Source organism: Protofrankia sp. CiP3, from assembly GCF_917627345.1.
Taxonomy (GTDB): domain Bacteria; phylum Actinomycetota; class Actinomycetes; order Frankiales; family Frankiaceae; genus Protofrankia.
Genome location: NZ_CAKJTM010000070.1, coordinates 1 through 13,850 on the forward strand (window position 1 = coordinate 1; position 13,850 = coordinate 13,850).

Below are 13,850 nucleotides of genomic sequence, written 5' to 3' on the forward strand. Positions count from 1 at the left end.
AGCGCCACCGGCGGGGTGTCCCACACCTGCGCCCACGCCTCGCCCGCGTCGTGGGCGCCGGACAGGGCCGCCGCACACCCCGAGCACTCCGCCGGCGGGTCCACCCGCTCGGTCCGGTCCGGCTCGGCCGCCGGTTCCAGCCCGGACCCATTGTGGCCTTTCTGCCCGCCCGGTTTCCGGTCCTTCGACCGGACCCGCTGGGAGGTCTGCCGGGCCGCCGCCCGTTCCGCCTTCCGCTTGGCCTTCGCCGCGATCGACTCCTTCGACGCGGGAGTCGAGGAGTTCCCGCTGTCCCTACGCAGCTGCCGTTCCAATTCCGCGATCCGTAGTTCCAGCAGCCGGCGGGCCTCCCGCTCGGCCACGACCTCCGACTCGGCCAGCCGCAGCCGCTCGCCCTGGGCGTCTACGACCCGGCGCAGCCGCGCGTTGTCGGCCCGCAGCGCCGCCACCTCCGGCGAAGGCGGCGGTGGCGAGGGCGCGTCGGGCACAAGCCCCGATCATCACCGGTGCCAGCTGGAGATCAAGCAACCCGCCCGGCGTGTCACCCCAACATGTCCCCACAGGTCAGCGGCACCCCTGAATGGACACAGCCCACCACATAGGCGACGTCCAAGTCCTCGCTCGGATCAGTCACGGTTGCGACCAGCGCCTCAAGCTCAGCGATCGCCGCCGGATCCAGTACGGAGTCCCCGTACTGGTTCATGATGAATTTTTCGGTGCGCTCCCGCAGCTGCACCAAAAGACGTTCCCGCATTTCACCCCCGCTACCGAGTCCGATTCGCGTCCCACCGACAAATCACAGCAGGCCCACCGCCCGCACTCGTGATCTTCATCTAGCCAATCCAGCGAGCGGCGATCCGGGACAGGTGCGAGGGATGCCATCGGCGCCGTGTCCGCCTTCGATAACCACCGCGTCCGGCCCTACGCGCCCCCCGGTAGCTGGAGCCACAGATCGACCCGCGCCTCGTCCACGATGCCCGGGTCGACCAGCACGTCGATGGCGGTGAGCACCGCCCCGAGCACTTGCCGGTAGGGCAGGTGACGGATCGCGCCGAATACGCGTCCTCCAAACAGTCTGACGCTGTCCCAGCAGCGGGATCCAGCTTGCCGGCCAGGATCGCGAGCATCGCCCCAGTATGACCGCCCCGATCTTGGCCCGCAGACAAGGGCCGGTGGCCAGGGGGTCGACGCGCGTCGAGATCTCTGGCCGACTCAGGGGCACGCCCAGCGCGGCGCCAACATCGCCAAGGCGGCGCTACATATACCTGTAGGTCACAAAAGTGCAGGTAGGGCGCATGTGGGGTAATGGTCCATGTCGGCCGGGGTAGTTGAGCCCCACACCCATACACGCAGGTCAGAGAGCATGTTGATCTAGTTAGGCTGTGTCCGAGGGGCGACTCGGCCACTACGCCCACGTCCTTGACCAGCGGCAACGGCTCGCGCTCGTCACCGCGAGCGGTAGCGACTAAGATCGTCCGCCGCTACAACTCCCATCATGCCACTCATAGCATATCCGCACTCTCGGAGAGTTATGCTGTAATTTTTGCAAGGCCGTCACATCGAGAGGCGATGATCAATCGCTGCCATCCCCATGCATCCATGTCCTGGGTGACCCATAAGGTGTCCGGGGGGACAGCCTGGAGTCGGCTGGTCGGGGGGCGAGGCTACGTATGGATCCGTACAGGTGGTGGCAGGACGAACTCGCGCGGGTCTTCTTCGGTCCAGAGATGGCTGGTCGGCCCGTCGTCTTATATGTCGATGACGAGAAGGCCGGGAAGCTGCGTGGAGATTCCGTCCCAGAGCTGACGGCCGCACTTCAGCCACAGCTCGACTGGAGCCAACGCGACATCTTCGACCCCGTCCACCGGATGATCGGGCCGTGGAGGTCGTCGGAGCAGCGGGAGCCGCCGCCGTGCCTGCCTCTCCTGGCGGTCTGCGTGCTGGCGGCCACGCGCATGCATCGCGACCAGCAGGTAACGTCCGGCAACTATTATCGGCGGCTCCTCGAGTGCCTTCCGACGTCCGGCCGGGCACCCGAGGAAGCCAAGCAGGCTCTCCAAGAAAGCTATGAGCAGATCCCCGGTTTCTGGGAGACCCTGGATGACTGGCTCAAGGACCGGCATGGGGAATGTGGTGTCAGCACGATTCAAAAGGGCCGGCAGCACAGGATTGGCTACGCGCTCTCGCAGGCGGTCATCCGGGAGCGTGACCAGCCGATCCTCGACGACTTCTTCCGGTCGTCTGGTGGCCGCTCCGCACGCGAGAAAGGGCCAACGGAGCTGGTTGCCGCGCTACGCCGGTGGATAGGGCCTTCGGTTCGTCTTTCTCCGACCCTGCGACAAGCGGTCATGCGGACGCCCGACCCAGACCGTGACGAGATGCTGGGCAACCTGCTCGTGGTTCAGGCGCGGTCTCCACATCGAACGGTCAGCCGGCCGGAGACGGTCGATCGCGCCAGGCTTGCGCTCCTACCCAGCTTCGTCGACGATGGCTGGTTTGGGTGGAAGGCTGAGTGGTATGCGCGCGCCGTCGACGGTGTTGACAGGGACACCCTTCGCTACGCGGGCACTTCCTTCACCGTGGAGGCGCGGCCCGGACTGAGCGCGTACGAGCTGAACGGCGACGTGCCGGACGTGGAGGACGCGCTGATCAACGGTCTGCGTGCCGAAGGTGAGCGCCTAGTTGTCGCTGACCGAGCCCGAACCGTTCTGATCGCGGTCGAGAACCCCACGGCCGGAGCCTGGGTTGCCGGCGACTCGGTGGATACCCACGAGCCAGTCCTCGTGCTCGCCCACAAGGAGAAACTTAGCGCCGTAGGTGACATGTTGAACCACGTCGGCGTCGGCGATCCCGAACCGGAGGACGGCCCGTTCGACGGGTGGTACGTATTCAGGGACGTCGTCTTTACCGACGCAGAACTCCTGCGTTCCGAGTTGGAGCGGCTGGGGTGCGGTGTACCGGTTCGATCGTCGCCACGTCCCCGCCTGGCCGGCGGCCTTCCCATCGATCCAGACGGCGTCGCCGGAGGGCGGTTTCGCTACCTGGTAGGTGGCGCTCCAGATCTTGTCCTCCCCGTCGATTTCAACCCCGCGACCCCGATACTTCTGGATGGCCACAGACTCGTCCCTCCGTCTTCCGGATGCACGATGCCCCTCCGTTCCCACGCTCGCACCGAAGGTTTCTATGAGCTGACCGTCGGTAAATTCAACCCCCGGTTCTCGCTGCATCCGGCTCGGCCACGAACTGCGTCAGAGGCCGTCGACCAACCGATCGTGGATGCAGACCGGCAGGTGATGGTCCCTCACTCGGCGAAGGTGTACTTCTTCAAGGCCGATGGGAGCGTTGTCGTCGATCCCGAACCGGATACGCCACGGTGGTGGACCCGTCGGAAGGCCGCACTCCCATCCATGAGCTACAGGGTCACCGCGCCCCGGGACGCCGTGTGGCTCGCCATCGAAGGCGATCAGGTATCGATCCAGCAGCTGCGAGACATACCACCGGCGATAGGTCGGCTACGTTCCGACGCCAAGGATGCCTGGTCGCAGTTCATCATGTCGCATGAGGCCGGTCGCCCTCATGCGAAGGCCTGGCAAAGCTACCGAAAGGCTATCTGGCAGGAACGTGGATGGACAGTGCGATGACCTTCGATCCGGACCATCTGGTGATGTGGATAGCGGACCGGGGCGCCGGCAGACTTAACTCCCTTTACCAGACGACCGCCTGGTATGCGTCGGCGGACCGCGAGAACGCCCGACGGCTGATTTGGGAGATGAACGTGATGGGAATTCTATCGATCGACCTCATGAAGCGAAGGTGGAAGGCGGAGGACCCACTGCTGGTCGGGTTGCCTGGGCGCGAGGGCGTCGCACTCCTCACCGGATCGGCCGACCGCATGCTGGCTGAAGTCGCAGCGCGCTCTGCGGCGAAAGTCGTGCGTCATGCGAATACCGTTGACCGTGGACTGACAAGGCCTTCGACCTACTGGCTGTCCTATACACATGGCTCCCAGATCTCCGATCTGGTGCGTCATACCGGTCTGCGCTTTGAGCCGGACGCGGCAATGCGACGCAGCAGCACTCTACCGAGTATCAAATCCATCGAGACCGCCGCGCCGCCGGCTCGTTCCGGCCCGCTCCTGGAACTTCTCAATCCACGGACAATGAAGTTCAGCTCCTTCGAGCGACGGCAACGATTCGTCGACGGACTGTACCGAATGGAAGTACATGCCGGACTCAAGAGATACCTGATATGTAGGATAGGCGAATGGTATCGAACAGATCTCTCCGAAGGGCGCTACCTGGCGAGAAGATCCTCGGATGAGCCCCTTCAGTGGACCTCAGATGAGGGGAAGCGCGACGACGCTCTCGGACAGCTCGCTGTAGATGGAAGGATGCCCCTTCCGCTGTCACACGCACGACTGGCGGTGCTCTGCACCGGACTCCCTCCGGTCAACGACCATGATCGTAGAGTGACAAACTACGATGGCATCCCCTTTGCTGTAGCTGATCGTATTGCCGATTCCCTCGACTGCCCCTTGAAGGTATTACTGTGATCAATGGCATGCAGACCGGTCTCGATGTCTTCGGTACGTTCGACGCCCTGCGCGAGGCGTACCTGCGCTACTACGACACGCCGTTCGGGCTGGCGGATGAACGGCTGGAGCAAGAGCGGCGCAGGCTGCTCGACCGGCCAGGCGGTGTCTACACCGAGCCGCTCGTCGAACTGCGGCCTGAGTACACCTCCACGGGATGCTCCCTCGCGGAGTCCGGGCGGCGGGTGGGTGCGCCAGCGGAACTGGCGGATTTCGCAGCGTGTGGCCTGCTACCACTTGGGCGCAGCCTTTACACCCACCAAGAGCAGGCGCTTCAAGCCGGATTGTTGCCTGGCCGGAATATGGTGATCACGGCGGGTACCGGGTCAGGCAAGACAGAGTCCTTCCTGCTCCCGGTCCTCGCGAGTCTGCTGAAAGAGTCCCGGACGTGGCGTGGCCGGCCGGCGTCGTTCGTGCCTTGGTGGCAGGGCTCGCAACCGTTCACACCTCAGCGGCAGGGCGAGACCGGCCGAACTGCCGCTGTACGGGCACTGGTTCTTTACCCGATGAACGCGCTCGTCGACGATCAGCTGGTGCGGCTTCGCCGGGCGCTGGACAGCGATGCGACGCGGGCCTGGTTGGACCGGCATCGCAGCGGTCATCGGTTGTACTTTGGCCGTTACACGGGTTCGACGCCGGTCACCGGGGAACCTGGAGCAGACCGGCAGCTGAAGGAGCTCCGAGAGTACCTACAGGAGACCAAACGGCGCGGCCAGAAGGCACAATTAGTCGCGGACGACGACGCGCGGTACTTCGTGCCCCGCCTGGATGGAGCCGAGATGCGCTCCCGTTGGGACATGGCTGCCGCGCCACCGGACATCCTCATCACCAATTACTCGATGCTCAACATCATGCTGGGTCGGGCGCGGGACCAGATTTTCTTCGACGGAACGCGGCGCTGGCTCGAGGAACGGCCCGAGAACCGTTTCACTCTCGTGGTGGACGAGCTACACCTCTACCGCGGCACTGCCGGGACCGAGGTGGCCTACCTTCTGCGGAACCTCAAGCACCGGCTCGGGATCGCCGACAGGCCCGAGAAGTTCCGGGTGCTGGCGGCCTCGGCGTCGATGGACCCCGAGCGGGACCGTCGCTTCCTCGCAGAGTTCTTCGCGGTCGACGCGGACACGTTCGAGTTTGTCGCCGGAACGCCGATCCTGGTGGCGAAGACCACGACGGACATCAGCGGCAGCGCGGCTCCGCTCGCCGCTGCCAGCCGACAGGCTCTCTCCGCTCCCGATGCCGCCCAGCTGTTGGAGCGTAGCGGCGCAGCGGACGCGCTGCGCGCGGCGCTGCAGGCGCCGGATGGCACCAGACTGGTCACCCGGATGGCATCGGACCTCGAGGAACGCCTCTTCCCCGAGATACCCGAAATGGAGCGGAGAAGATCGCTACGGGGCCTGCTCGGCGTGCTCCGTGCGGCGGCGGGAGTTAAGGGTTCGGAAGCTCCTCCCAAGGTCCGTGCGCACTTTTTCTTCCGGAACGTCAGCGGATTCTGGGCGTGCACCGACCCGGCATGCAGCGAAGTCAACGACAGTCAAGAACGGACCGTCGGTCGGCTCTACGCGGAACCGCGTGACCGGTGTCGCTGCGGTGCGCGGGTCCTCGAACTTGTCTTCTGTCAGAGCTGCGGCGATGTCATGCTCGGTGGGTTCACCGTCGCCGCGGCAACCGAGAGACAAAATTTCAAAGCTGAACTCTTCCCAGATGTTCCGGAGCTCAAGCGCCTTCCCGAACAGGCCGCGGTGGAACGCACCGCAGCCAACTATGTCGTCTACTGGCCGTCCAGCCGGCCGCAGCAGGCCGACAACAACGGGATATGGCACCGAGGAAAGGAGGCCATAACTTTCTCGTTCAGACGGAGCGCGCTCGATCCCCACACGGGCCAGTTGACCAATGGGGAGAAGGGGGCCACGGGCTGGAGCTTCCATGTCTCCGTGAAGCGCGGAGCAGGCGTCGAGAAAAGCATGATTCCACCGTTCCCGACGCGTTGTCCGGCCTGCGGCACAGACTGGGAGATCAATTATCGGCGAGGCGCGGCCCGTGGGCGTCCACTGAAGGCGACTGATCCGCTCAGGTACCGCTCTCCTCTGCGCACGATGCGCACCGGCTTCGAGAAGATCAACCAGGTTCTCGTCACGGAGCTGGCGGGTCAACTAGAGGAGAGTGAACGTAAGGTACTTCTCTTCTCGGACAGCCGGCAGGACGCGGCGAAGATGGCGGCGGGCGTCGGGTTGCGCCACTATCAGGATCTGGTACGTCTGCTCCTCGTCGAGATTATCCAGCAAGATGATGACATCTCCGCGGACATCACGCTGGCGCGCCGCTGGGCAGACGGGGCGAAGAAATCCGAGAACCAAGCGGCATTTCGCCGCCTCAAGGAGAGGTTCGGCCCCACATTTGATGGCCTCCTCGCTGTCTGGCTGGATGGTGACGGGACAACCGCCGCGGCCGCCGAAGCAAGCCTGGTCGAGCCGCCGACGTTGAGGTCGCTGGTACCGAAGATCCAAGAGCGCCTCGTCCGCATGGGAGTGAACCCGGCCGGACCACAGCCTTCCAGGCAGAATTACGCCGGCCGCGCCTGGCACGACTTCTATGACTGGTCGACGGGCATCCCGCGTGTGCGCACCGGCTTGACCGACGCCGAACGGAGCGGTCTGGAGACCGCGGAAGACGACCTGCTGGAGAATTTGATCGAGAACCTGCTCTCCGGAGCGGGTCGAGATTTCGAGTCGCTCGGCCTTGGCTGGCTGGACCTGCGGCCGGGATCCCGAGAGATCAGTCTCGATCCGGTCGACCCAACGGCAATCGCCCGCGCCAGCGTCCGTATACTCGCCGAGCTCCGCAGGTTCCGCGAATACCGGGACGAGAGCCCGGAGCCACCAAAGCGACTGAAGGCGTTCTGGGCCGCCGTGGCGCGTGCTCACGGTCTCGACGCCGACGAGGTCAGGACTCGGGCCGAACAGGGATGGGGAAGTGCGGTCAGCGGCAATCTCGTCGATCCGAACCAAGTCGTGGTGCGACGTCGAGGCAAAACGGTCTGGGAGTGTCCGGGTTGCCGACGTCAGCACCTGCACCCGGGCGCACTGGTCTGCACCCGGTGCCGTACCGTTCTGGAGGAGCACGGGGCCGCACCGCGAGACGATGCGCGGGACTACTACGCGTGGAAGGCCGCGACCGGTAATGGCCGGTTCCGGCTGGCCTGCGCGGAACTGACGGGCCAAACCGGACGCAGCGAGCGACAACGCCGCCAGGCGATGTTCCAGGAGGTGTTCCTGGACGGAAAGGAAGTCCCGCTCGCCCAGGGCGTCGATCTTCTCTCCGTCACAACCACGATGGAAGCCGGCGTCGACATCGGGGCACTGGCTAGCGTCGTGATGTCGAACATGCCGCCCACCAGGTACAACTACCAGCAACGAGTCGGCCGGGCCGGCCGCCGTGGCTCGCTGGTCGCCATCGCGCTGACCGTCTGTCGTGGGCGTAGCCACGACGAGCACTACTTCCAGAACCCCACGGCGATCACCAACGACCCGACTCCGCCGCCGTATCTGGCGATGGGCCAGCAGGAGATCTTCGAACGTTCACTGCGCGCGACGCTGCTGCGCGAGGCATTCCGTGATCTTCCCAGCTCGCAGCTGGCCGACGCCACGGTCGCGAGCGTGCACGGCGAGTTGGGCACGGTCGACGGCTGGTCCCAGGCACGTCCCCCTGTCCGACGGTGGCTGGAAACGAACACCGAGGCAATCAGGGCGGTGTTTCAAGCGCTGTCCACCCACACGAATATCACGATGACGGCCGATGAGACGATCGTTCGGGCCGGACACCTGACCGACCTGGTAGATGATGTGGTCGCCCACCCGATCGGTCACGAGGCGCTGAGCCAGCGGCTCGCCGAGTCCGGCCATCTGCCGATGTTCGGGTTCCCGACCCAAGTCCGCCTGCTCTACCTCTCCCGCCCACGCACGTCCTTCCCGTGGCCTCCGGACGACACGATCGACCGGGACCTCTCCGTCGCGCTGTCCCAGTTCGCCCCAGGGAGCGAGGTGGTCCGTGACGGTTCGGTCTACACCGTGGTCGGTGTGACGGCGTTCCAACCAGCATATGGAAAGCCAGGGGCGATCCCCGAGCCACTCGCCTCCGGACGCTGCCTTGGGCTGTGCGCCACCTGTAACCATGTCAGCACGCCGCCCGCCGTTGGGAAGAATTGCCCGGCGTGCGGGCAAGGCGGGTACCGCGTGGTGGAGACCCGGCAACCGCTCGGCTTCAGAGCCGGACCAGGCCGCGACTTCGACGGCTCATTCACCTGGTCCCCGCGGCGGGTCGTCGCCCGGGTCACGAGCAACCTGGACAAGCTTCGAGAAGAATCGAAGGATCAGAATCTGGTCGCCCTGTCGGGACGCGGGGAGCGGTACGTCGTCAACGAAAACATGGGACGTCTATTCGCTTTTCATCGAGCGTCTGATAGAGACTGGGGTGGCTACCTTGAAAAATCGGTGGTCGCCCGCGCAGACGATCAGCGGATCGCAGTGCCCGGAGGAGACGGAACAGAAGTCGCGCTCGGCGCTGTCATGTACACCGACCTGCTATTCCTCGGATCGGCAACGGCAACGTTCCCGGATGAGGGACTCCGACTCAATCTCCCGGATGCACCCGCGCGCTCCGCGGCCGACATCTCGGATGGCCGGCGGACGGCATGGTACTCGCTGGCGTTCCTGCTGCGCAGTGCCGCCGCAAAGCATCTCGACATCCAAACCCAGGAGATCATCGCTGGAATACACTCGTCGGCCCACGGGGGCGAACAGAACTTCTACGCCTTCCTGGCGGACACGCTCGAAAATGGTGCGGGCTTCAGCTCCCATCTGGGCGAAGCGACACAGCTCGGCCCGTTTCTCGACACCGTCGAAGAGTATCTGGCAAATCTGGATCGTACGGACCACGCCGATGAGTGCGTCTCGTCATGCTATCGCTGCCTGCGTGATTACACCAACATGGCCTATCACCCGCTGCTTGACTGGCGGGTGGCGCGAGATCTGCTTGCCGTCCTCCGCCACGGTTGGGTAACGCCGAACTCCACCCGCGAGGAACACGCGATTGCCAGCTGGGCGAGCATGCACAGAGACGCACAGGTGATGGAAACGGCGGCTCCGTCCTGTATGTTCACCATCGGGCAGAAGCAGGCCGCGCTGGTGGTGAAGCATCCGCTGGAGGCGTTCGACCAGAATGTGACAAGCTCGCGTATCGCCAAGACTCTCGATGTGCTTACTGCCCAGGGCGTGGAGCCGGGGAGGACTGTCGTTGCCGACTTTCATACCGTTGAGATGAGTCCAATGGTGGTGAAGGAGGCCTTCGCGCCGCTGTCGCGCCGCTCGTAGCCCTCCGGCGGACCGGTCTGTCGAGGACAGCTGTCACCTGCCGTCGGCCCCCACCAGCACAGGTCCGACGGACGCGGGTGGGGTGGCGGCCCGGCTGGACGCGAAGACCGCCTCCCGAGTTTGCGTGGCGATCGCCGCGGCGAGTGTGTCGATCTGATCGATGAGTGCCGGTACAGTTTGGGCAAGGTCCACAACATGGACGTGAATGCGGATACCGGCCCGGCGAATCGTGTGCATGACGGACGTACCGCCCGCGTAGACGAGATGGCCGTCGGACAGGCCGAGCGCAGTGCAGTAGGCAACGACCTGGTAGATGTCGCCAATCGGGGTGCTCGCGGGTGCCTTGTACTTCGCGTCCATAACGGCGAGGCAACGCGGCCCGTCCCACCAGGTGATGTCAGGTCGGGCAGCCAGTTTGCCGGCCTCATCGAGCCGGATGACACGCTGACCGTCGACCGCACCGCCGTGGCGTTCCAGCGCCCCACGAAATGCGGCGGTGAGCCAGTCCTCGTACACGGCGTTCATGTCGAACAGAAGCCCCGAGGCGGCAACACGGCCAACCACCGGGTCCGCCGATACCTCGATCCCCAGGCTCGCCAGAACGAGCCGGGCGAGCCGCAGGGCCGGCTCATAGCGCCGGGTGAGCCGGGTGGTCACCGTCGATGGCAGCCGCACACCAGGCACGAGCGGGGTCACGTCGGACAGGGCGACGTGTATCCGGTGCAGTGCCGCCCGGGTGGTCGCCGGCACGCCCGGTAGCCGCAGCAGGCTGCGGGCAGCCGCGGCCAGGATGCGGTTCTCCGCAATGTCGACGGTGTAGTCGTCGTAGCGGACCTCCAGGAGCATCGCGACGCCGAGCCGGGCCCGCATCTGGTCGGCCTCCCGGAGCCGGCCGCGCAGTATCGGGGACGCCTCGTCCACCGACCGGTACCCCCGCAGGATCCCGCCCGCCAGGGCCTGCCCGGCCCGGTGGGCGAAGGCGACCGCTGTCCCGGCGACGACGTCGTACTCCTCCCCCACCGTCACGTCGTCGTCCCGCCAACCCGAGGGATTGCGGGCGTGGCCGAGCAGCCACAGCAGCCTGCCCACCCCGACCTTCGGCTGTACGACCAGCTCGACGTCACCGGCCCGCACCAGCCCCACCATGGACGAGGCGGTCAGCCGGACCCGGCCGTCCATGTCGCGGCCGGCGATGACGGCACCAGTCGCCGCCAGCGCACGGGCTACCCCGCCAGGCAGGCCCTCGATAGTGCGGGACCGGTATTCGGCCAAGACGATCCGTTCAGGCATCGGAAGCGTTCACAGTGCCACCGGCCGTGTCGGCGTCCCCCTGATCAGCGCCGGCGGAGCCGTCAGCTCCCGACACCACCGCCCGACCCCGTTGCAGAACATCCAGGCCGTACCGGCCGCGGACATAGCCGGCGACGTCGGCGTGCTCACCGAGATGCCGCTCCTCCAGCAGCGGCAGGATCTGCGTGCGCCAGATCCGCGCCAGCCCTTCCCCCGTCGCCACCCGGGGGCTCATCAGGTAGGACGGACCCACGGTCGCATCCCGATCGGCAATCGCCGCGTTCAGCGCATCAAGAAGGTCAGCCACCTCGATGGGCAGGCTTTTCTCCGCCAACCACCGCCGCAGCATGTCCGCCACCGGCGGCTCACCCGGGAACAGCGACTGCCAGGCGAACCGGCGGCGCATCGCCGCGTCCACCAGCGCGATCGAACGGTCCGCGGTGTTCATCGTCCCGATCAGGAACACATTGCGCGGCAGGGTGAAATCCTCATCCGGTGAGTACTGCAACCCGATCGTGCGGTTACGGTACTCCAACAGGAAGTACAGCTCGCCGAACACCTTCGCGAGATTCGCCCGATTGATCTCGTCGATGACCAGGACGTAGGCGCCGGACGGGTTCTGCGCGGCGGCATCGACCAGCCGCCGAAAAGGCCCCGGCTCCTTGGCGAACCGGAACGTACCGTCCGCGGTCAGCCCGGGCCGGAACCCCTCGATGAAATCCTCGTAGGCGTACGAGGGATGAAACTGCACCAGCCGGTGCTCGCCGTTGGTCTCCTCGGCCAGAAATTTCGCGATCTCCTGCGCCAGGTACGTCTTCCCCGTACCGGGCGGACCGTACAGGACGAGCTGCTTCTTCTCGTTCAGCAGGTCCACGGTCTCGGCCAACCAGTCGATGTCGACCAGCAGGCGCTTGGCCAGCTCCTTGGCCGGCTCGGGCAGGTCTACCAGCGGCGCCTGCTCCACGACAACCGTTTCCGGCTCGGGAAGGACGGCGACGAGCGCAGGCGCGCCACCGTCGGACCCGTCAAGCTCTGCCAGGTCGGCGATCTCTCGCGCCGCCTCACCCAGATCGACGATGGTTGCCTGCCCGGACAACCGGTCCTGCGCAGTGTCGGAAAGATCGGAACGCCGCAGCGGAGCCGACGTGTTCACCCATTGCACGTACCGCCGGCGGTGCGACTCGACGACGTCCGGGACCCAGTACGGGCCACCGGTGAGAATCCCGACATACACGCGGGAATCGTTAACTGTGACCACGATGTCGCCAGACGCCATCCGGTTGAGGAACTTGTCCAGCAGCCCAATCTGAGCCCCCTCCTGGCTCGGGCTCAGCCCCGGCTCGGCATCCCGCACGATGTGCGCAAGCGCGCTCTTGGTCAGCCCCGGCTCCACCGGCGGATAGTCCGGGAACGAGATCGAACAGTAGCCGTCCGTCAACCACTCGGGGACGAGGTTACGGCCGGAGACGTTCGCTCCCCGCACCAGCCAACCCCTGCGCCGTGGCGGCGGATCGCCACCCTGCGCGATACCCCACCCCCATTGCTCCGCCCAGGGCGACTCGAAGAAGTCGACGGGCACGTCGCTCGTGGCTTCCAGCACCTGGCGGATCGCGAAAAAGTCCCGCTCACCATCCCCGGTGAGCGGGCCGACCTCGTGCCCGAAGGTCGTGACGACCGCCGTGAGATGCTCCGCGAGCAGGCTGTCGAGAAACACCTGTGGGAAGGCCAGATGCAACAGCGCGCGCCGCTGGCCGGCCGCCGTCGTGGTGGGAACCTCGTCGACAATCTCGCGGAACGCCCACGGGTTGACCAGGGCGGCGCGGACGTGCTCGGCCGGCTGGCTCTTCCAATGCGCGACAAGTTCAGCGAGCCAGGTGATCTGCTGCGCTCGATAAGCCTTGTACGCCATACCCACCCTGATCACACCACCGTCGAGCGCGGCATCCAGTGCGGACGGAATCACGACCCCGGAGCCGGGGATCAGCTTCAGGACGCGCTGCAGCCCGAGCCGCTTCGTCGGCCCGGCGATGTCCATGGCCACCAGGTAGTGCAGGTACAGGACCTCCGCAGCCAGCTGGACCACCAGCGGGTCCGCGTCGGCGAGCTCCGCCACCAGCCGGTCGAGAAAGGTCCCAGTCACCCCGTCCGGAGGGTTGGCGACCCGCCGGGCAAGCTCCTGCGCGTGCGCCCGCGTCCACACCCGACAGCCCGGCGTGAAAGCCGAGTCGTCAGCTCCCAGTCCGCGTTCGAGGACGCTACGAGCCGCGTCGTACACCTGATCGTCTGTGGTCATGGACGTCTCCGGTCGGGATGCCGCGGCCCATCGCCGGGCGGCGGGTTAAGGGGCGAGGTGTAGGTGCCGGTGGCCATGGCGTCGTAGGCGGCGAGGACGAGACGGCGGGTACGGAACTCGCCGTGCGCCTTCTCCTCGTTCTTCCGCAGAACGAAGAACGAGTCGATCACATGCTCGGCCTCGTCCCGAACCAGGCCGTACAGGTGCAGGTAAGCAGCGTCCAGCTCAGCGCGGATCTGCGGCCGCCGGTCCGGGTTCCACCGGAACGGCGGGCCGTCGTCGTGCAACTCCTCGGCATAGGGCGCCA

At 65.9% G+C, this 13,850-nt stretch carries 7 protein-coding genes and 1 pseudogene; 3 read left to right on the forward strand and 5 right to left on the reverse strand.

What is annotated here, in order from left to right:
- Together MJ797_RS19405 and MJ797_RS19410 are read right to left on the reverse strand one after the other, a co-directional pair.
- Positions 1–488, reverse strand: a pseudogene (locus tag MJ797_RS19405) (hypothetical protein); the annotation flags it as partial.
- Positions 489–541: 53 nt separating this feature from the next.
- Positions 542–754 carry a hypothetical protein gene (locus MJ797_RS19410; RefSeq protein ID WP_239337525.1) on the reverse strand — a complete coding sequence of 71 codons (213 nt, stop codon included), beginning with the start codon at positions 752–754 and terminating at the stop codon, positions 542–544.
- A 916-nt stretch (positions 755–1,670) separates the two neighbouring features.
- Here MJ797_RS19410 and MJ797_RS19415 point away from each other — a divergent pair.
- Genes MJ797_RS19415 through MJ797_RS19425 form a run of 3 tightly spaced genes read left to right on the forward strand, consistent with a single transcriptional unit; the run spans position 1,671 to position 9,960 of the window.
- The gene (locus tag MJ797_RS19415) at positions 1,671–3,641 is read left to right on the forward strand and encodes a hypothetical protein (RefSeq protein ID WP_239337538.1); all 1,971 of its coding nucleotides are present in this window, start codon (positions 1,671–1,673) and stop codon (positions 3,639–3,641) included.
- Positions 3,626–4,552: a hypothetical protein gene (locus MJ797_RS19420; RefSeq protein ID WP_239337540.1), complete on the forward strand. Its 927-nt coding sequence runs from the start codon at positions 3,626–3,628 to the stop codon at positions 4,550–4,552. Before MJ797_RS19415 ends, MJ797_RS19420 begins: the two co-directional genes overlap by 16 nt.
- On the forward strand, positions 4,549–9,960 hold the full coding sequence (locus MJ797_RS19425; RefSeq protein ID WP_239337547.1) for a DEAD/DEAH box helicase: 5,412 nt from the start codon (positions 4,549–4,551) through the stop codon (positions 9,958–9,960). The genes MJ797_RS19420 and MJ797_RS19425 overlap by 4 nt, the downstream gene beginning before the upstream one ends.
- A 33-nt stretch (positions 9,961–9,993) precedes the next feature.
- Here the strand turns inward: MJ797_RS19425 and MJ797_RS19430 are convergent, their stop codons facing one another.
- The 3 genes from MJ797_RS19430 to MJ797_RS19440 form a co-directional block, all read right to left on the reverse strand.
- Complete coding sequence (locus MJ797_RS19430; RefSeq protein ID WP_239337549.1) at positions 9,994–11,250, reverse strand: McrC family protein; 1,257 nt, start codon at positions 11,248–11,250, stop codon at positions 9,994–9,996.
- A complete protein-coding gene (locus MJ797_RS19435; RefSeq protein ID WP_239337552.1) occupies positions 11,243–13,543 on the reverse strand; it encodes an McrB family protein in 2,301 nt (766 codons plus the stop codon). Before MJ797_RS19435 ends, MJ797_RS19430 begins: the two co-directional genes overlap by 8 nt.
- On the reverse strand, positions 13,540–13,850 hold a 311-nt coding region (locus tag MJ797_RS19440), incomplete at its 5' end, for a hypothetical protein (protein WP_239337554.1). The genes MJ797_RS19440 and MJ797_RS19435, both read right to left, overlap by 4 nt.